Genomic DNA, 20,131 nt, shown 5'->3' on the forward strand with positions numbered 1-20,131 from the left:
GGTATCAACAAATTTGTCACCCGATCGGCCGGGCTCGCTGGCTCGGCGGGCACATAATCACCCGACGTGCGGAGGTCCTGGCTTCCCCTCGCGCCGCTGATCGCGATCAGCTCAGTGGCGGCCGCCTGTGCACGCAGCCCCGCCGTGATCAGCGCGCCGTTGGGGAGCGCCATCACGGTCGGAGCCGTCCTCTCGCTCACCGGCAGCCAGGCGAGCAGCGGCCAGATGGCCAAGGAGGGTTACCTTTACTGTCAGGACTGGATCAACGGGAAGGGCGGCATCAACCTCAAGGGGGTCGGCAACCGGTTGAGTCTCGACATCGCCGACGATCAGAGCCGGCCATCGATCGCGGCGGCGGCCACGGAGCAACTGATCTTGGACAATCACGAAACGCTGCTGCTGGGCCCCTCGAACGACGCCACCACCAGCCGCGCGGCGCCCGTCGCCGAACAGCACCAGGTGCCGATGGTCAGCAGTGGCGCCTCCTCGGACGCGATCTTCAACAACCACTACCACTATCTATTCAGTGTGCTGGCGCCGGACAGCCGGCAGCTGCAGGGCGTGGTCGATATGGCGCTGGCGCAGGATCCGAAACCGCAATCGGTGGCCATTCTGTACGCCAGCGATAGCCTCTCGGCCGAGGTCGCCGCCGCTACCGCCGCATACGCGACGGCGAAAGGCCTGGCGCTGGTCTACAGCGCTTCCTATCCCTCGGGCGTCAACGACGTCAGCGCGCAGCTGGGGGCGGCCAGCGGGGCTGGCGCCGAGCTCATCCTCGAGGTTGGGCATCCCGGCGAGAGCGTGCGCACCGTCCAGCAGGCCCGGCAGATGAATATCCAGCCCAAACTCCTGGGGTTCACCGACGGACCCGGCGCCGCCCTCTTTACTGCCGATCTCCACAAGGCGGCGAATTACGCCGTGGGCGCGACGCAGTGGGCACCGGCCGCGCGCAACCAGATCAGTTATTTCCTTGACAGCTTCCACTACGCGCTGGCGTTCGCTGCGCAGTTCGGGCACCTTCCCGACGAGCATGCCGGCGCGGCGACGGCCGCCTGCCTCACGCTCGAGGTCGCGATCGAGCGCGCCGCCTCCACCGATCCGGCGAAGGTGCGCGACGCGCTCGCCGCCACAGACCTCAACACCTTTTTCGGCCAGATCAAGTTCGACGACCGCGGGGCGAATGCCGTCAAGCCGATTTACGTTCAGCAGGTTCAGTCAGGCTTCGCGGTCCTCGTCTGGCCGCCCGATGTCGCGAGCGCCCGACCTCGCTACCCGGATCCTGGCTGGGCGAAGCGCTAGACCCCGTCCGCGATCGGCACCGCCAGCCGGTACGCCACATGTGGCAGCGGGAACCCCTTCAGCGTCAGCGAGGCTTGAATGGGGCTGACCCGCTGCTCTTCTAGCCAATGCCGCGCTCGACGGTACGCCTCCTCGCTGAGAATGACCTCTCCCGGTTCGGCCTGAGCCTGCAATCGGGCGGCGAGGTTGATCGTTTCACCCACGGCGGTTAACGGCGAGCCCTCGCTGAGCTGTCCGACTACGGCCGGCCCGACGGCGACGCCCACGCCGACCGGCAGGCCGATGAAGCCCGCCTTGTCGCGGATGGCCAGCGCGGCCTCCACCGCCTGGATGCAGTGGTCGAGCTTGGCCCCGGTGACGTTGAAGATGGCCAGCACCGCGTCGCCGGCATAGCGATCCACCAACCCCTGGTGGCGGTGGATCTCCTGCTCGGCCCAGCGGTAGAAGGTCGCAATCCGGTCGGCCAGCTCGTGCGGCGGCTCCTGGATCGTGATTGCCGTGAATCCGCGGATGTCGATTGACATGACGGTCACGAGTCGCTCGGTCGGTTGGCGCCCTTCACCGTCGACCTCGGCGGCCGTGGCCGCGGTGGGCGGACTCGGTACCAAGTCTGGAACCGCCACCCCGAGCTGAGCCAGCCCTTGCGCGGCGAGGCGAGCCTCTAGCAGATGACCCCGTTCGCGGGCCGCCAGTAAGACGATGCGCAACTCGCGCTCCGCACCGTCGCGATCGCCTGACGCGAGCAACGCCGCGGCGAAGGCCCGTCGCGTCGGCCACTCTTCGTCGGCAAACTCCGCGCCGTCGAGCGCCGAAACGGCCTCGTGAAGGTTGTCGCGAGCGCCAGCCAGATCACCCTCGGCCAGCGCCAAACGTCCACGGGCACGCAGCAGGAGGGGGTGCCGGCCGAAGACGTCAGTGTGGGCGATGGCGAGCAGCCGTCGTGCTGTGGGGATGTCATCGGCGCGCAGAAGGGCGTCGACAGCGTGATCGAGGAGATAGATTTCGGTGTTTCGAACCGGGTCGGCCTCAACCATGCGCACCACCTGTTGCGCTAGCTCCTGGGCGGCCGCGACATTTCCTCCAACCAGGTGAAGCCACATGCTCTCGTAGATGAATCCCATCACTTCCTGCGTTTCAGCGGTGGCGGGCTGCGCCGGTAACACCCGCCAGGCTTCGTCGAGCTGGTCGAGGGCGGCGAGCGCGTGGGCGAGGACGAGCCGCATCCGGTGCGCAAACAGCGTGTCCTCGACCTCCTCAGCGCGAGGCACAGCGGCCTCGAGCAAACGCCGGGCCCGCTCCGGCTCACCCCGTGCTCGCATGGCCAGGAACCCTTCGGCCTCGAGGAGGCCGCTGTCACGCGACCGCAGTGGGCCTGACATGTCTTGCAACCACCCGAGTCGCTCGAGCGCCTGGCGCCCACGCGCGTGGTGAAGCTGGTCGCCGATCGCGTTGTAGAGCGCCACAACCGCGATCCAGTCGTAGCCGGCGGCGACGGCCTCGCGGTAGCCCTGATCGAGCCAGTGCAGCCCTTCTTCCACCTGACCCATGGGCTGAAGGTTGGTACCAAGATAGTTGTACGCATGGATCCTGGGTCCATCCGCCCCAACGGCGGTTGCGATCCGAACGGCTTCTCTCGACAGTTGCAGTGCGATCTCGTGTTCCTTGTCGAAGGTGTGGAGGCTCGCCAGGCGAACATACGCATAGGCCAGGTCTTCACTCGGACCGTGGGGCTCGAGCGCGGCACGTGCGGCCTCGAACTCCTGTCGAGCGAGGTCTGGTCGCGAGCGCATCCAATGACAGCGCCCCAGCCAGATGCGATAGCCCGCAGCCGCACGCGGGTCACCGCATTGATCGAGAATCGCAATCCCTTCAGCCAAATAGCGCTGGGCTTGACGGGTCTCACCCGCGAAGAACTGCACCTTCCCCAGACGGCTCAAGAGCTCGCCCCGCATGCAGCGGTCGCTCGTATGGTCGAGCAGCCGCTCGTAGAGGTGAACCGCCTCGAGGTAACCTTTCCGCCCTTCCGCGTCGGTCGCCGCTCGTAGGGCCACCGGGATCGCCTCCTGCCAGCGTGCCGCGGCCATCAGGTGGGAGGCTAGTTCCATGATATTGGCGCCAGGTTGCTCGCGCAGCTGATCGGCCGCCCGTGCGTGTAGCCGCTCCCGCTCGGGTGCGATCATGTCATCGAGGATGGCCTCGCGCGTCAGCGCATGACGAAAGGAATAGCCGCCATCAGTCTCTTCCTGCGCGAGCTGTTGCTCGACAAAGGCGCGCAGTGCGGCTCGCACGGTGGTCTCGGACTCTCCAGAGATGCCGACGAGCATCCGGTAGTCGAAGCAACGCCCCAGTACGGCGGCGGCCCGAAGAATGTTGGCCTGCTGCTCTTGGAGCCGTTCGACCCGAAGCAGGATCGTCTCCTTGACGGTCGCCGGCAGCTTGAGATGGCCGATCGCCTTCCGATCCCACCCCTGGGCCGTCTTGAAGATGTCACCCTGGTCGAGGGCCGCTTTGAGGAACTCTTCGAGGACGAAGGGGTTGCCTTCGGTGCGGGCAAAGAGGAAATCGCGGAGCTCGTCTTCGACGGGCGCTCCGTCGAAGATCGCGCTGGTCATCCGGCCAACCCCGGGTGGATCGAGCGGTGCCAGCTGGACGGTCTCGATGGTGCCCGCTCGCTGCCAGGCCTGAACAAGCGGCTGAAGCGGGTGGCGCCGATGGAGCTCGTCACTGCGATAGGTCCCGAGGATGAGGATTCGCGAGCGGCGAACGCGTCGGGCGAGGTAGTCAAGCAGTTCGCGGGTGGAGGCGTCGGCCCAATGGAGGTCTTCCAGGACCAGCAGGAGCCCGCGCTGCTCCGCCGCAATTTGCAGCAGGGTAAGCAGCGCCTCATAGAGGCGCATTCGCGCCTGGCCAGGGTCGCCGACTTCGGCGGGCGGGGACAGTTCGAGCTGGGGAAAGAGGTGCCCCAATTGACGGCGGGTCGCGGGGCCGAGCCGAGTCTTGATCCGCTCGCCATCAAGGCTTGCCAGATAATTGCCGATGCCCTCGACGAATGGCAAATAGGGGAGCGTCAGATCGGCTTCGGAACAGGATCCGCTGACGACCGTCGTGCCTGCTCGAGCGGCGCTAACCCGCAGGGCATTGACGAGCCGAGTCTTGCCGACTCCGGCCTCGCCGGCGATCACCACCACTTGCCCTCGGCCTCGGTTCGACGCGATGAGGGCATCCTCGAGGAGATCCAGCTCGCGCTCGCGACCGACGAGGACAGGGCAAAGCGCCCGTTCCATGGGCACTCATCTTAATTGCGCGACGGCACCAATCAGGCTTTCGAATCGAAAGTCGGATCGCCGTTGGCGTTCATTTCTCGTTCCAGCTGGGCGAGGCCCATTGGTCCGAGGTTGAGCGCTCGCGTGTGGAACGTCTTCAGGTCAAAACTCTGGCCCGCGCGCTGGCGTGCCCGCTCTCGAACGGCGAGCCAGGCTCGCTCCCCCACCTTGTAACAAATCGCCTGTCCCGGCCAACCCAGGTAGCGATCGACCTCGCTGCGCAGGAAGTCTGCCGGCTGATGGGCATGCTCGATGGCGAATGGCAGCATCAGCTCCGGCGCCCACGTTTGAGCCGGGTGGTAGCCCTCGTTCGAAGGGATCTTGAGTCCGACGTGTACCCCGACGTCCACGATGACACGCATGGCGCGAAAGGCCTGTGCGCGCAGCATCCCCAATTCGTAGTCCGGGTTCTGCAGGTAGCCCAACTCCCCCATCAGGCGCTCGGCGTACAGGGCCCAGCCCTCGGAGTAGCCAGGAACGAATGCCGCCATGCGCTGGAAACGGTTGAGAGAGCCGGCCATGTAGATCAGCTGCGCCAGCTGAAGATGGTGGCCTGGCACGCCCTCGTGGTAGGCGGTCGAGACTTCGCCCCACAGGGGGAACCGCGTCTTTCCCATTGTGGGATACCAGGTCCTCCCCGGCCGCTTGAAGTCTTCTGACGGCCGCGTGTAATACATTGCCGCCGCGCCGCCCGGCGGCGCGATCATGGCCTCGACGCGCTTGACAGGCTCCGCGATATCGAAGTGCGCGCCATCCAGCTCGGCGATCGTGAGATCCATCAGCTCCTGCAGCCAGTTGCGGAACGTGTCGACGCCCTCGATCGACCGCGCCGGGTCGGTCTCCAACAGGTGGACCACCGCGTGCAGCGGTTCGCCGGGCAGGATCCGGCCGGCCACGGCGGCCATCCGTTCCTCGATCCGATGGAGCTCGTCCCAACCCCAGCGATACGTCTCTTCCAGGTCAATGGTGGTTCCCAGAAACGCCCGCGCCCAGAGCTGGTAGCGTTCCGACCCGACGGCATCGCGCTCGGCCGCTCGCGGCGCGTATTCCTCGAGCAGAAAGCGGGTGGCGCGCGCGTACGCCTCCGAGGCGTGAAGTGCGGCCGCGCTCAGCCGGCGCTGGAGCGACGAGTTGGGCACACCGACGCCGTCGTATTTGGATGCCAGCGTCTGAAAGAATGGCGGCGTCTTTTTCTGTCCACTCCAGGTTGCGCCCTGATCGGCGCAGACGAGCGCCTGGCGTCGTGCGGCCACGATCTTGCGACTCTGTCCCTCGCACAGGGCCGCCTCGAAGCTGGCCAGCGCCTGCGGCACCCGCTCCATGCGAGTCGCGATGACTTGCCACTCCGCTTCGGTCGCGGTGGCCATCAGATCGAAGACCTGGCGGATGCTCTGAAACGGACTGCCGATGATCCGCAGATCTCGGAGGCGCTCTCCCGCGTCGGCCTGGTCGATGGCGACCTGCAACCGCTCGCGCATGCCCTCCGACGCGATCCGGTCGCGCCCTGCGGCGGGACGAAGCCCCGACAGTTCTTGAAGCGTCGCTCGGTCGAGCGCGGTCCGGGCCGCCTGGCCGTCCGGCGAGAAGTCAGTCATTTCGGCGTCGTGACCTGTCACGCCGCGCGACGTGGCGAGGATCGGGTCCAGCGCGGACGATTCATCGACGTACCGACTCGCCAGCCGGTCAACGGCGGAGACCGGGGCGGGCTTATTGATCGGCGAGCAACTGCGCGAGGTGAGCCATCACGCGCACGCCTGAACCGGTCGGTCCCTTCGGCACAGTCTTCAACTCCGACGCATTCTGCCAGGCGCTGCCGGCGATATCGAGGTGCACCCACGGGCGGCCATCGACGAACTCTCGGAGGAACAGGGCCGCCGTGGTCGCCCCGGCCCAGGGCACCGTTGAGTTCTTGATGTCCGCGATTTCGCTGTCGATCAATCCGTCGTAATCCGCCCAGGTGGGCAGCTCCCACAGGCGCTCGCCGGCGAGGTCACCCGCTCGGCGCACGAGATCCATCAAGGTTCGATTGTTCCCAAAGACGCCGATCGCAAGCGGGCCCAGGGTGCGGGCGATCGACCCGGTCAGCGTCGCAATGTCGACGATGTGGGTCGCCCCCTCGTTCACGGCGTAGGTGATCCCATCAGAAAGGATGAGTCGTCCTTCGGCATCGGTGTTGATGATTTCGATCGTCTTACCGCCCGAGCCGGTCACCACGTCGCCCGGCTTGATCGCTTTGCCTGATGGCATGTTCTCGGTTGTCGGCACGATGCCGATCACGTTGATCTTCGGCTTCAGCTCGGCGATCGCCAGCATGGCGCCCACCACCGCCGCGCCGCCACCCATGTCCGATTTCATCATCTCCATGTTCTGGGCCGGCTTGATCGAGATGCCGCCGCTGTCGAAGGTGATCCCCTTGCCGACCAGCGCGAGCATGGGCCCGCCTTTCCGGCCGGAATTGTGGCGGAGCACGATCATCTTGGCCGGCTCATCCGAGCCACGCGCCACGGCCAGCAGGGCGCCCATCTTGAGCCGTCTCATGTCTTCGGCCTCGAGCACCTTGAGATCGAGGCCCGTGCCCTTGACGGCCTCCTTGGCCTTCTCGACAAAGACAGTTGGGGTGAACGCATTGGCGGGCGCGTTGACCCACCCACGAATCCGGTTCGTCGCCTCGGCGAGCACCAGCCCGTCCTTGACCGCCGCCGCCGCGCTCTTTTCCCCGTCGAGGCGGATGATGCTAAGCTCGTCGATCTGTGTGACCGCCTGCTCGTGTCGCGTCTTCAGCGAGCCGGTGTCGAAGTTACTGAGTCCGATGCCCTCCGTGGCGGCTCTGGCCAGGTCAGCGGGCCCGGCGGTTGCCGCGACGGCGCGGGGCAGGATGACGGCGACGCGGCGATGCCCGCGCTTGCGGAGGACACGGCCGGCGGACTGCAGGGCGTTGCGGAGCCTCACCAGGTCAAGCTCCTCGGGCTTGCCCAATCCGACGAGGACGGTCCACTTGCTGGGCGCGTTGCCGAGGTTGTGAACGGGTACCAGCTCCATGAACTTGCCCCGGAACTCTCGATCCGTGAGCAGCTGCGCGATGGCGCCCTTCAGCTTCTTGTCGAGGGCGACAGCCTCGGGCGGCACCTTCGGCTGCCCTTCAAAGATCGGCAGGATGAGCGCGTCCGCTTCCGCCTTTTCAGGGGCAGTGTTCAGCAGCCGAGCCTGCATGCTTTCTCCTCTCCCCCTCACAAAACGTTCCGTATTCTACGTGCCGCGGCCTCTACGCCATGGAGCCGGCGCTGGTCGCGCCGGCTCCCTCACGCTCTGCGGTTTCGGTCGTCAGACTTTGCTGGTGGCGATGTCTCCGCGATTCCCGCCCAGATCCGCCGAGGCGTTGATCCAGATGTGGGATTTGAGGCCCTGGTGGGGGGAGAAGTAGCCGAAGAAGAAGCTGCACGACCCTGGGCCGCTTACGCAGCCGTACTGCGCACCTGGTCCGAAGACTGCCAGAACAAACCCGCTGGTCGTGGTGCACGGGGCCGGGATGTCGCAGCCGTGTGGGTTGTACGCGGGAGTGCCGGTTATCGTGCCATTGAAGAAGCCACCGAAGCGGCCGTGGATCCCGCTGGCCACGGTTGACCCGTTGTTCGTGCCGCTCTGGCAAGCGCCGGGGCTCGCGCCGGCGATAGTCACGAATTTTCCGTTGCTAAAGAGCTCGACCAGCCTGAAGGTGCCGTCCGCGTTTTGATGGACGACGAAGTTGCGGGTGAAGGTGTCGGCTGCCCAATTGTTCCCGCAGGTCCCTGAGTCAGTCGATGCGCTGGCGAACGGTCCGAAATGCTGGTCCCCCTCGCCCTCATCGGCCGCCGCGGCCATCGGCACCAGCGCCAGTGCGACCGCGGCCATTGAAACCATCAGCAATCGCTTCATGCGAACCTCCCCAAAGAACATGCGCGAAGCGGTTAAGGCCCTGTAAGTCTATGAGTGATTCGCCATCGGTTCAAGTCAAACGCGTTTCCGCGCCTGTCGCTCCTGGAAGCGCCGCTCCATCTCGACGAGGTCCGCGTCCGTATAGCGGTTGCGACCCAACTCGTCCTGGCGGCTCGCCGTGGCAATGCCAAGGCGGATCCATGTGGCAATCGTCGCGGGTGACACGCCAAGCTTCGCGGCGGCCTCGGTGATCGAGTAGAGGCGCTCCCCAGCCATCGACCGGAGACTATCGAGCCCCGGCGGGCTGCCGCAGGCCGGCGAGCGTCTTCCCCGCGAGCTCGATCGCCTCGGGATCCTCCATGTGCGGCATGTTGAAGATCAGGCCGTCCAGTCCGGCATCGAGGAGTTTCTGCGCTTGCTCCGCCACTCGGTCGGGGCCGCCGACCATGAGCATGGAGCGGACCCGTTCCTGATCGATCCCGGGCCGGTTGAGGAGTTGCTCGAGGAGCCGCTCGGCCTCCTCGTTGGTCTTGCGAATGACAAGCGTTCCGAGCCGGGTCTTGACGATCGTGCTGGGATCGCGACCAACCGTCTCGCAATGCCGCTCGAGGACGTCCATCTTGTGCCGCACCATTGCGACGTCGCCGAAGATGTTGCACATGTCGGCGTACTGGGCGACCAGTTTGAGCGTCCGTTGCTCACCGCCGCCGCCGATCATGATCGGCGGACCGTTGGGCTGGATCGGTCGAGGGAAGTTCAGCGCGCCTTCGATGCGGTAGTAGCGGCCCTCGAAAGTTGGCGCCTCATCGCGAAACATGGCACGGCAAATCTGCAGGGCCTCTTCGAGGCGGCTGAGGCGTTCCCCGACCGGCGGGAACTCATAGCCGTACCCGCGATGCTCATCCTCGTTCCAGGCGGCGCCAAGTCCCAGGATCGCCCGCCCCGATGACATGATGTCCAGCGTCGTCACGACTTTTGCGAGGAAGGCGGGATTGCGGTACGTCACGCCCGTCACCAGCGTGCCGAGGCGGATCTTCTTCGTTCGCGCGGCAATCCCCGCCAGAACCGTGTAACCCTCGAGCATCGCATCGGTCCGGGGCCCGATATTGGGGAGCTGATAGAAGTGATCCATCACGAAGACGGAGTCGAAGCCGGCCTTCTCCGCGGTGCTGGCGAGCATGGCGACATGGTCGAAGAGCTTGTCGTCGGTTACACCCGGAAAGGTGTAATTCGGAATCTGAAATCCCAACAGCTTCATCAAGAACCTCCTGCCGGTACGATAGCTCATGCATGGAAGCCGTCCGTCCGCCGGTGCGATGCCCTCACTGCAACGGCCAACCCAATTGGCAGGAAGTGCGGCAGCCCTATCTCGATGAAGACCCGCCGGGACGGTTGGGCGTTCACCCTTTGATCGGTTGGCGGTGCAACATCCGCCCGTACTTCCTGGCCGTCTCTCAGTGGGAGAGCTGAGTAACGGGACCGCTCTCCTCCTTGTAACGGTTGTCGAAGCCAGGTAACGCCGCAGCCCTCCCGCAAGGTCGTGCGTAAGGTTCGGACGGTAAAACCTCCTTAAAGACGTCGGTCGCGAAGCCGACGAGGAGGAAAACTATGGGTCTCGTGAGGGTCACCCCTGAACAGCTTCAGCAGGTGTCATCGCAATTGAATGGTGGGGCGTCGAATATCGAAGGCATGCTGCGGCAACTCGCCAGCAATGTCGAGCCGCTCGGTTCCGACTGGGCCGGCGTCGCACAGTCGCGATTCCTAGAGCTCTGGGGGCAGTGGCAACGTGATGCGGCCGGTCTCCACGAGGCCCTCACCGGGATGTCTCAGCTGATGGCGCAGGCCTCGAGCCACTACGCCGACACCGAGCAGGGCATCGCCACGAGCTTCAACAAGATGTAGCAGCCGCGGCTGATCGAGCCTAGGAGCGCATATCCCCATGGAGATCCAGGTCGACCCCGCGGTGCTGGCGTCGGCGGCCGCTCGTTACCGGCAGGCCGCCAACCAGGTCCGCGACGTACAGGGCCGTCTAACAGGCGCAGGGCACAGCCTTGCCAGCCCGGCGGTAATCGGTGACATCAGGACCGCCACCGAGTTCGATCATGTCTGGTCGATCTGGTCCTCCAATCTGCGGGAGCTCGCCACCGCCCTCGACAACGTCGCGAGTGCGCTCGAAACTACCCTGCAGGCCTACACGGAGACGGATGACGAAGTGGTCTCCCGTAGCGGGGGGCCCCAGTGATCAGCCATGCCAGGCATTAGCACAGGCTACGGCCGCACGGCACAGGCCTCGCCGCCGCCACAGGGCGATCCGGCCGCCGTGGCTGCTGCAGCCCGCACGTTCCACGCTGCGGCGGATGCGATGGACCGGTCGGCGCGCGACCTCGCGCAAGCGCTCGCCACCCTGACCGACGGTCCGGGCTCGTGGCAGGGTGAGGCGAGTCTCCAGTTCGCTGAACTCTCGAACTCCCTGTATGCGGGCACGGAGCAATTCGCGAACAACTTCCGAGAGCTGGCCGCCGGGCTCAACTCGCTCGCGAGCGGACTCGAATACGCCCAACAAAAGCGTCGCGAGGCGGAGATCGGCGCCGCGGTGTCGGGGCTGTTGCTGATTGGGGCCGTCATCCAGCTTGGCCTGGACCCGGTTGACGATGCAGCGACGGCTGCCACCGTCGCCGAAACGACCGCGCTTACCGCCGAGGCGACCGCCGCCGCCGCGGAGGCGACGTCCGTAGCCGTCGCCGTCCTCCGAGCCCTTGCCACCGCGATGACAGCCATCCGCGGGCTGACCGCCTTTGTGGCCGCGACCCACCTGGGGGCGGGGCTCGCTGCCGGAGGCCAGACGGCCATCATCAGCTGGCTGGCCAGCGGCAAGATCGACTGGAACGAGATCGGACCCAGCGTGCTCTTCGGCACCGTCACCGGACTACCTCTGGGAAAGGTCGGGGGCACTCTGCTGCGCGCGCTCCGCCGCGAGGGTGTCCCTGAGGCGGAGGCTCAGGTGCTCGCCCGCCAACTCGAGCGGGACGCGGCGGTGGCTAAGCCGGCGACGCCGATTGTCAACGGCGCTGGGAAGCCTTACCCGGAGATCCTCGATCCCCGCACCGGACAGCCAATTCCGTTCCCGACCGGCCCGATGAAGCTCGTCGCAAAAGTCGACCGGGTTACGTGGACCACGGAGGAACGCGGCGCCTTTATTGCCCAATGGTACCGTCGTGGATTCAAGACGCCTAAGGGGGGATGGCAAAAATACGACATCCATCACATCCGCCCCCGTGAATACGGCGGGACTAATGACTTCGATAACCTCGTACCTGTGGAGCGCGGCCTCCACCAGTCCGAATTCAACTCGTTTTGGCGGGATTACTCTCCGCCCGGAGGGGAATGATGGCGACCATCGATGAGGTCCTGGGAAGGGTCCGGTCGTTCGGGTCCGAGCCAAGGGTCGTGGTTCATCGCCGCGGCCCAAGTCCGTTCCCACTCAGTTGCAGCCTGAGTAATCCTGTGCCGTGGTCAGCAGACAAAGTCGAGGCAGCATGTTCGGCATCGTTGCCGTCGGACCTGAAGGCATTTTGGGACAGAGTTGATTCGGCGCGGCTCTTTGAGGATGTCGAATACGGTCAGTGGGGCCTTGTGTTCTGGTCGGCCGAAGAGGTTGCAGAACGGAGCCCCAAGATCGCACGTGAACGGTCAAGGGATTACCGACCAGGCGACATCTTCATTGGAGAGTTCCTCGGCGACTCTGACCTGTTGCTGATTCGCGGTGACCGGTCCGCGCCTGACGACGGGCAGGTGATGATCGCGCTGCCGATCGACCGGCGTGCCGAATGGGACACTGTTGGATCTTCGTTCACCGACTTCCTGGATCAGTACGTGCGTGCGTCGGGTGATAAGTTCTGGGAAAGCGAGCGCGCCTCACAGCCCCGGGCGTAGCGTCGCCGCGCGATCGCGGCAGGGAAATCGACTGAGCCGGGACAGTAATGAAGGGCGCATTTGACGTCGTGCTCTACTCCCCGGCCGAACAGCTCGAGCGGCATGCCTGGGTGGACCGCGTGCTTCGCACCTTGGAGCGGCTGGCCGTGCTCACTGGCAACCGGCCGTTCACCGGCTACCGTGGAAACCGAGAGGTGACGGTGGAGCATAAGCGATCGGCCATCGAGGAGCTGATTGAGGCGAACCTCAACCGCGAGGGCGGCCAGGTCTTCGCCGAGTTGGGCAGTATTTTCGGTGTCGGGATCACGTTCCCCGGCGGCGACCCCGAGGTCGCCGATGTGACCGCCTCGTTTCGGGTCGGCAATACGAAGCCGCGCTTCCACAACGGGGTCATCGTGGAGTTCGTCCGCGGGATCACCCCGGCTCAAGCAAAGGAGTTCTTCGAATCCATCAAGCCGATCTGGAAGCCGTATTGGGGGTGCATCGCATCGGACGAGAACGCGGATGCCCGGTTGGACGATGACCTCATGTACGAGCAGCGGCTGCACTGGTACACGTGCTACGGCCCCGACCGTGTGCGCGACCTCGACTTCGCCGTCCTCGAGCGAGATCCGCAGGCCGTCGTCGAGCGTCAGGCCGACGGCGGCGTCGTCGTGATGCTGGGTGCTCAGTGGCAATCCGCCGAGAAGTTGCTCGAAGCGCAGCGACGCCTGGAGCCGCTCTTCTTTCGCAGCGCCCCGGGCGCGGCCGGCCGCCGCTAGCCTCCGGTCACGATCCGGTAACGCCGGATACCCCCCGGGGCCCCGTTATTCCTTGTTCAGGGGATACGCGCGTCGATGGAAGGCATTTATCACCGCCCCGCCCGCACCTACCCCGAGGCGCCGCCCAGCACCGAGGTGGTCATCGTCGCGCCTCCCACTCTCCAGACTCCGGCGCCGGGCGCCAGCTCCTGGCTGCAATTCCTCGTTCCGGTGATCGGCAGCGCCGGGTCACTGGTTTTCGTCGTCTTCTACCACAACCTCGCGATGCTGATCCTCGCGGGCACCACCGTGGTGCTCTCGGTCGGCCTCGGCATCGCCTTGCGCCTGCAGCAACACTTCGGCGTGAAGCACAAGCGCAAGGCGGACCGGGAGCGCTACCTCAAGTATCTCGGCGAACGTGAAACCACCCTGCAGCGGGTGGCCGACATGCAGCAGGATGTGGACGCCCGCCTCTACCCGGACCTGCAAAAGCTCTGGACATTCGTCATGCGACGGCAAAACCTCTGGGAGCGGCGCCGCGAAGACGACGATTTCCTCGCAGTCCGGATCGGGCTCGGCCCCAAGCCACTCAGCTCCGCCGTCAGGCTCGACCTCGGCTCGAACCCCTTGGTTGAGTACGACCCCGACCTGCTAAGCCGAGCGCAGGACCTGGTCAGTCGCTTTGCCACCCTTCCCTGGGCGCCCATGGTGCAGCCGCTTCGCCAGGTCGGCACCCTCGCGGTCATTGGAGACCGCCCGACTGGTCGCGGCGTGGTGCGATCGCTGCTCTGCCAGCTGGCCGCGTTCCAAGCACCCGAGGACCTTCGGATCATGACGTACTTCCCACCCGATGCCGCCGACGACTGGGAATGGCTGAAATGGCTTCCCCACGCGCGGGAGCAGCGCATGTCCGCGCTGGCAGACGGCGAGCTTGACCTCACGTGCCTGATGACCGACCAGCTGGCCGACTTCCACGCCATGCTGGAGGCGGAGATCAAGCCGCGGGTCGATCATCTGCGGCGCCTCAGCGAGCGGCAGGACGGCACCCAAACCCATGTCGCCCCCTACCACCTGCTCGTGATCGTCGACGGATTCTCTCCCAGGGCATCGATCGCCCGGCTGCCGCTCCTCGACGAGCTCTTCAATCGTGGCGTGGACCTCGAGGTCACGATCGTCTGCCTGGTGGACCTCCCCAGCGATGCGCCGTCGCGGGTCCGGGCGCGCATCGAGGTATCGGATAGCGGACATCTTTCGTTTGAAGAGACCACGCCTGGCGGTGTGCGGCTCCGGAAGCTGCTCGCCGACCGGGCCGAGGTTCAGATGTGCGACTCGATCGCACGCGCCATGGCGCCCCTCCGTCTCGAGGAGCACAGCCGGCGCCGCGAGCTCTCGGAAAACATCCGCCTGCTGGATTTGCTCCGGTATCCCTCCGCGGACGCCGTCGACCCGCAGCACAGCTGGCTACCTAGCGACCCTGACCAGCTGCTACAGACACCGATCGGCATCCGGGCCGACGGCGAGCCTCTGATCCTTGACCTGAAGGAAGCGGCGCATGGCGGAATGGGACCCCACGGCCTCGTCGTCGGCGCCACGGGCTCCGGCAAAAGCGAGTTGCTCCGGACGATCATCACCGGGCTCGCCATCCGCCATGACCCGGAGACGTTGAGCTTCGTCTTCGTCGACTTCAAGGGGGGCGCCGCCTTCGCGGAGCTGGCCCGCCTTCCCCATGCCGCGGGGCTCATCACGAACCTGCAGAGCGACCTGACGATGGTCGATCGGATGCGAGCCGCGCTCTTCGGCGAGCAGGAACGGCGGCAGCGCCTGCTGCGCCAGGCAGGCAATCTGGATGGTATCCGCGAGTACCATGCGAGACGCCGGCAAGATCCGCAGCTCGAGCCGATGCCCTACTTGCTGATCATCGTTGACGAATTCGGCGAGCTGCTCGCCAACCGTCCCGATTTTCTCGAGCTGTTCGTGGCCCTCGGCCGCCTCGGACGAAGTCTCGGTATGCATCTCCTGCTGGCCACCCAGCGCCTGGACGAAGGTCGCATCCGTGGCCTGGAGGGCCACCTCCGCTTTCGCATCTGCCTTCGCACCTTCAGCGCCGGCGAGAGTAGCGCGGTGCTCGGTACGGCGGACGCGTATTACCTGCCCGCCTTTCCCGGAGTCGGCTACTTCAAAGTCGACACGAGCCTCTACCAGCGCTTCAAGACCGCGCTCATCTCCACCCCCTACCGCGAGCGACATCGTGCCCCCAGCGTCCCGGCGGCCATCCGCGCCTTTGCACCGGGGCCCGCCGCCGGGGCGGAGCCCGCATCGAGGGATGCCCTGATGCTCCCGCGCCTGCGAACGGAAATGGAAGCCGTCGTCGACCGGCTTCGCGAGGGAGCTGCGATCGTCCACCAGGTCTGGCTGCCTCCGCTGCAGCCCGCCATCACCCTCGACCAGGTCGCCTGGGCGGGCGCCGGCGAGCTCCGCGTCCCCATCGGCCTCATCGACGTACCGGCGCAGCAGTCGCAGGAACCACTGATGCTCGATTTCGCCGGCAGCGGGGGTCACCTCGCGGTGGTGGGTGCGTCGCAGACCGGCAAGAGCACACTGCTTCGCACACTCCTGGCGGCGTTCATCCACACCCATTCGCCCAAGGACGTCCAGTTCTACTGCGTGGACCTCGGTGGCGGCGGGCTGCGTGCCTTCGAGCGGGCGCCGCACGTCGGCGCTGTCTGCGGGAAGCTCGAGCCGGACAAGGTCCGGCGCCTGGTGCGCGAGATGCGGGCTGTCGTCGATGAGCGCGAGCTCACCTTCCGGGAGCTCGGCATCGACTCGATGGCCGCCTATCGCCGTCGTCGCGATCGCGGCGACCTCGCTGCGTCTCCCTACGGCGACGTCTTCCTGGTAATCGACAACTGGGCCCTGCTTCACCAGGAGTTCGAGGGCCTGGACGCCGAGGTGGCCGAGATCGCCGCCAACGGCCTTCACTTCGGCGTCCATGTCGTGCTCACCAGTAGCCGCTGGGCTGACATCCGCTCGAGCCTTCGCGACCACGTTGGCAATCGTCTCGAGCTCCGTCTGAACGACCCCGCCGACTCCGAAGTCAGCCGGGCCGCCGCGCAGTCACTGCCCGCGAACGTGCCGGGTCGTGGACTGACGAGCGCGGGCCTGCAGTTCCAGGTCGCGCTGCCGCGGTTGGACGGCCAGCCGGAAACCACCCAGCTACAGCAAGCAATCGGAGAACTGGCCGAGCGTGCCGGCAAGATGTGGCCCGGCGTCGCGGCACCGCCCATCCGTATGCTTCCCACCCTCGTGGAGGGCAGCGCGCTGGCGCATGCGACGGCGGAGACCGGCGTCGCCTTTGGTCTGGAGGAGTATCGGCTCGAGCCCGTCGGCCTCGACCTCCTCGGTGCGGATCCGCACTTCCTGGTGTTCGGGGATGCGGAGTCCGGGAAGACAAACCTGCTGCGCGCCGTGATGCAGGGTTTACGCAGCCGGTACCGCGCCGAAGAGCTGCAGTTCCTGGTCGTCGATTACCGGCGCACGCTGATCGACGCGGCCGACGGGCCGGACATCTTCGCCTATACCTGCACGGCCCCGATGGTCCAGGATGCCCTGGCGCGGCTGCGGGAGACCGTTGTCAGCCGCCTCCCCTCGTCGTCGATGACCCGAGAGGACCTGCTGGAGCGCAACTGGTGGCGGGGTTCCCATTACGTCCTCATCGTCGACGACTATGACCTGGTGCTCTCGCCGTCCGGGAACCCCCTCAGCCCGCTGGTGGAACTCCTTCCCCAGGGCCGCGACATCGGCCTCCACCTGGTTTTGGCCCGGCGGGTGGGCGGCACCGCCCGCACCAGCTTCGAGCCGGTCTTCCAGCGGGTCAAGGAGCTCGGGACGCCCGGGTTGATCCTCTCAGGCGACCCGCAGGAAGGCCCGCTGCTTGGCACCCAGCGGGCGGCACTGCTGCCCCCAGGACGGGGCTACCTGGTGCGCCCGCATCGCCGCACCTGCCTGGTCCAGACGCTGTACAGCCCGCCCTCTCGGCTCGAAAGTTAGGCCCTCACCTGGCGTTTCACCAGAATCAGGGCCGCCACGGCGGCAGGGAGGTCGGTGCGGTGCGCATGCTGCTGGTGACGGTCGTCGGCCCGCAAAAACGGGCGGATTTGACAGTGCCGGGCGACGCTCCGATCGTCGAATTGATCCCGACCCTCGTCGAGCTCACCGCGAACGGCGAAAGTCCGGCCGGCGGGGTGTGGACCGTCGGAGCAACCGGCAAGGAGGCGTTTCCCGCCACCCGGACACTGCTCGAGTGCGGCGTGGTCGACGGCACCATCCTCTATCTGCAGGTAGCCCACGCGGGCGCCAGCATGGCAGCCACGGAGTCCGGCGATCCCAAGGCGCCACGGCTGGGCACCGGATCCCCTGAACAGCGAACCCGCTCGGTGCTCCCGCTCCGCGCCTCGCGGATCGACCGGCTCGGTGGCGCCGCGGCCGCGTTTTTCGGGCGCCCACCGGTCACCGCCCGGACGGCGACCACGGCGGCCGGTCCATTGCCGACCGGGACGCCGAGCCCCGCCACACTCACCCTTCAGTTGGCGCCCTCGCCGTTTGAACGGGCTCGTCTCACGTGGCGCGAAAGCGAATACCGAAACCGGCTGATGATGGCGATCGCCGCGCCGCGGTTGCGGAAATGCGTGACCATCGCGGTCGTCTCGCCCAAAGGTGGCGTGGGAAAGACGACCATCAGTGCCCTGCTTGGGACGTTGCTCGCCCTGGCTCGGCGCGACCGCATCGTTGCCATCGATACGAACCCCGACTACGGCTCCCTGGGCCGCACCCTGACGCCACATCACGGTATCTACGTCGACGACCTGCTGGACGTCCTCGGGCATCCGTCTCTCAGCGTCACCCGGCTCGATACCTCGCTCGGTCGAGGACCGCACGGGCTGATGGTGCTGCCGGCACCAACCGATCCCTCACGGATGGCGCGCCTCGACGAGGCGGCCTACACCAGCGTCATCCGGCGCCTACAGGACCTCGTCGGTGTCATCGTGTTGGATTGCGGCACCGGCTTGCAGGACCCGGCATCCAGGGCGGCGATGGCGACGGCCGATGAGATCGTACTGATTTCCGACGCCGAACCGGCCACGGCCAGCCTGGTCGCCGAGGCGGCACGACGGCTCACGGAGGCCCAGCGTCCGCTCTTCCTCGTGGTCAACAAGATGCCCGCCAAAGGCGGGCGGCTGAATGTTCAGAGCCTGGCCGAGCACGTGCCGAATGCCAGTGGGCTGGTCATGGTGGCGGCTGAGCCCCATGCCTCCTCACGCCTGGCCCGCGGAGAATTCAACTGGTCCGATGCGCCGCATTCGTGGCAGATCGGGATCGGTGAGCTCGCGGTCGCGCTAATCGCCGACTGGGGTGCACTGGGTCTGACGCTTACCGACGAAATGGCGGCCTGATTCAGGCGTCGACGACCAGCCCCTGCAGGGGGCCGAGCAGGAGGCGCGATCGCCGGGAAACCCCCGGCAGCAGGGTGAGACGGTGGGTCGCCCGTTCTCCGCGCTTGCGGCGCTCCGCCTGCTCGCTCGCGATCGGTCTCCAGATGCCATCGATGACGGCGATGGGATCAGCCGCGACCTCGTTGACCGGCCGCTGCAGGTGCTGAGCCCATAACCGGAGCCGCGTCTGACGAGTCAGGTCGGCGTCGTGCGTGACAACGTTCATCTCGGTGTCGTTGAACAGCGAGTGTTCGTTCAGGTTCGCCGAGCCGATCGTCATCCAGGCATCGTCGACAATGCCCACCTTGGCGTGGATGTAGACTTGCCAGTCCTTTTCCCCACCGATGGCGTAGAGCGTGCACGCCAGCAGCCGGCCCCCGTCGCCGTCGGCCTGAACGAGCGTCCCGAGCTGGCCGCGGGTGTCGTCGGCACCCGAGTCGGGCCTGGCGGGTAGAACGAGCACCACGCGAAAGTCGGGTGTCGGCGGCCGGGCGAGCTTTTCGCGAAGGACCGCAAGGATCTCGGGTGACCAGAGGAACTGATTCTCCAGGTAGATGAAGCGTTGCGCGGCTCGCAAGGCGCGCAGGTAGGACTCGAGGATGCGAAAGTCCCCGCGGGGGAGCTGCGGGTAGGTGCCGTCCGGCACCGTGCGGACGACCTGCACTTCGATGTCACCCGCGGTTGACGGCGTCGCGACCGGCGGGAGGGCTTCGCCGGTGATCGCCCGCCAGCGCATCGCAAAGTTCTCGGCCACGTCTTGCACGGCGGGCCCCGTGATACGGGCCGCGACATCGTGCCACCCGACGGCGCCGCGCGACGGGTGGTCCGGCGAATCCCAGCGGTCGCCATTGAAGTTGGTCAGGTCGACGCCACCGACGAAGGCGAGCCGATCGTCGATCAGGATCGTCTTCTCGTGGTGGCAGTGCATCGGCCGCTCTCGGGCATCGAGCGCGCACTGAATGTGGTTGCCGTCGGTGAGCTCGTCACGCACCTTGCGGACGTCGCCCCGCCAGGGCTTCATGACCGGCACCGGGACGCCGGCCCAAATCAATACCCGTACGGGGATGCGTTCGGCAACCTGAGCGAGCAATTCTTTCAAGGCGACCGGCCGCTCGCCACGGGTCATGGCGAAGGTCGGCGTGATGTGCCAGCCCGTGATGTGGACATGCGATCGGGCTTCGGCGATCGCCGCGGCCATCGCCTGGAGCGCGTCCGCTCCATCGATCAGCACGGTCAGCGCGTTCCCCGGTCGCGGCGGGGGCTCTCCCGCCGCCCATCCACCCGGCGGAGGGTCGGCGGCGGTGGTCCAGCTCACGCGCGCCAGGCGTCGCCGGTGATGTGAGGTCGTCAGCCGCTCGACCAACTGGCCGAGCGCGTCGTCGGCCGCGTCGCGCGGGCTTCGTGCCGGCATGTACGGTACAGGCTAACTGCTAGG

Annotated in this window: 15 protein-coding genes; 8 read left to right on the forward strand and 7 right to left on the reverse strand. The window is 66.5% G+C overall.

Features of this window, described 5'->3' with window-relative positions:
- The first annotated feature begins 66 nt into the window (after positions 1-66).
- Positions 67-1,299 (forward strand): amino acid ABC transporter substrate-binding protein, encoded by a 1,233-nt coding sequence (locus VHK65_11820; protein HVS06833.1) that lies wholly within the window; start codon positions 67-69, stop codon positions 1,297-1,299.
- On the opposite strand, the gene VHK65_11825 is transcribed toward VHK65_11820, so the two are convergent.
- The 6 genes from VHK65_11825 to VHK65_11850 form a co-directional block, all read right to left on the reverse strand.
- Positions 1,296-4,583: an AAA family ATPase gene (locus tag VHK65_11825; protein ID HVS06834.1), complete on the reverse strand. Its 3,288-nt coding sequence runs from the start codon at positions 4,581-4,583 to the stop codon at positions 1,296-1,298. The two genes, VHK65_11820 and VHK65_11825, sit on opposite strands and share 4 nt — an antisense overlap.
- Before the next feature lie 32 nt (positions 4,584-4,615).
- The gene (locus tag VHK65_11830) at positions 4,616-6,337 is read right to left on the reverse strand and encodes a DUF885 domain-containing protein (protein ID HVS06835.1); all 1,722 of its coding nucleotides are present in this window, start codon (positions 6,335-6,337) and stop codon (positions 4,616-4,618) included.
- Entirely contained in the window at positions 6,330-7,832 is a 1,503-nt protein-coding gene (locus VHK65_11835) for a leucyl aminopeptidase (GenBank protein ID HVS06836.1), read from the reverse strand. The genes VHK65_11830 and VHK65_11835 overlap by 8 nt, the downstream gene beginning before the upstream one ends.
- A 111-nt stretch (positions 7,833-7,943) precedes the next feature.
- Positions 7,944-8,534 (reverse strand): hypothetical protein, encoded by a 591-nt coding sequence (locus tag VHK65_11840; GenBank protein ID HVS06837.1) that lies wholly within the window; start codon positions 8,532-8,534, stop codon positions 7,944-7,946.
- Between the two features lie 75 nt (positions 8,535-8,609).
- On the reverse strand, positions 8,610-8,810 hold the full coding sequence (locus VHK65_11845; GenBank protein HVS06838.1) for a MerR family transcriptional regulator: 201 nt from the start codon (positions 8,808-8,810) through the stop codon (positions 8,610-8,612).
- A 10-nt stretch (positions 8,811-8,820) separates the two neighbouring features.
- Entirely contained in the window at positions 8,821-9,792 is a 972-nt protein-coding gene (locus VHK65_11850) for an LLM class F420-dependent oxidoreductase (GenBank protein HVS06839.1), read from the reverse strand.
- A 350-nt stretch (positions 9,793-10,142) separates the two neighbouring features.
- Here VHK65_11850 and VHK65_11855 point away from each other — a divergent pair, with 350 nt between their 5' ends.
- The 7 genes from VHK65_11855 to VHK65_11885 all read left to right on the forward strand — a co-directional run bounded on the left by VHK65_11855 (position 10,143) and on the right by VHK65_11885 (position 18,657).
- Complete coding sequence (locus tag VHK65_11855; protein ID HVS06840.1) at positions 10,143-10,436, forward strand: WXG100 family type VII secretion target; 294 nt, start codon at positions 10,143-10,145, stop codon at positions 10,434-10,436.
- A gap of 37 nt (positions 10,437-10,473) precedes the next feature.
- A complete protein-coding gene (locus VHK65_11860; protein HVS06841.1) occupies positions 10,474-10,776 on the forward strand; it encodes a WXG100 family type VII secretion target in 303 nt (100 codons plus the stop codon).
- Between the two features lie 6 nt (positions 10,777-10,782).
- Complete coding sequence (locus tag VHK65_11865) at positions 10,783-11,922, forward strand: WXG100 family type VII secretion target (protein ID HVS06842.1); 1,140 nt, start codon at positions 10,783-10,785, stop codon at positions 11,920-11,922.
- A complete protein-coding gene (locus VHK65_11870; GenBank protein HVS06843.1) occupies positions 11,922-12,467 on the forward strand; it encodes an SMI1/KNR4 family protein in 546 nt (181 codons plus the stop codon). The genes VHK65_11865 and VHK65_11870 overlap by 1 nt, the downstream gene beginning before the upstream one ends.
- 47 nt (positions 12,468-12,514) lie before the next feature.
- Positions 12,515-13,228 carry a hypothetical protein gene (locus VHK65_11875; protein HVS06844.1) on the forward strand — a complete coding sequence of 238 codons (714 nt, stop codon included), beginning with the start codon at positions 12,515-12,517 and terminating at the stop codon, positions 13,226-13,228.
- A gap of 75 nt (positions 13,229-13,303) precedes the next feature.
- The gene (gene eccCb, locus VHK65_11880; GenBank protein ID HVS06845.1) at positions 13,304-17,254 is read left to right on the forward strand and encodes a type VII secretion protein EccCb; all 3,951 of its coding nucleotides are present in this window, start codon (positions 13,304-13,306) and stop codon (positions 17,252-17,254) included.
- A gap of 65 nt (positions 17,255-17,319) precedes the next feature.
- Positions 17,320-18,657, forward strand: a complete 1,338-nt coding sequence (locus tag VHK65_11885; protein ID HVS06846.1) for an EsaB/YukD family protein — start codon at positions 17,320-17,322, stop codon at positions 18,655-18,657.
- A gap of 1 nt (position 18,658) precedes the next feature.
- On the opposite strand, the gene VHK65_11890 is transcribed toward VHK65_11885, so the two are convergent.
- Positions 18,659-20,107 carry a phospholipase D family protein gene (locus tag VHK65_11890; GenBank protein ID HVS06847.1) on the reverse strand — a complete coding sequence of 483 codons (1,449 nt, stop codon included), beginning with the start codon at positions 20,105-20,107 and terminating at the stop codon, positions 18,659-18,661.
- Between the last annotated feature and the right edge of the window lie 24 nt (positions 20,108-20,131).

The sequence above is a fragment of the Candidatus Dormiibacterota bacterium genome, assembly GCA_035544955.1.
In the GTDB taxonomy this organism is placed as follows: domain Bacteria; phylum Chloroflexota; class Dormibacteria; order CF-121; family CF-121; genus CF-13.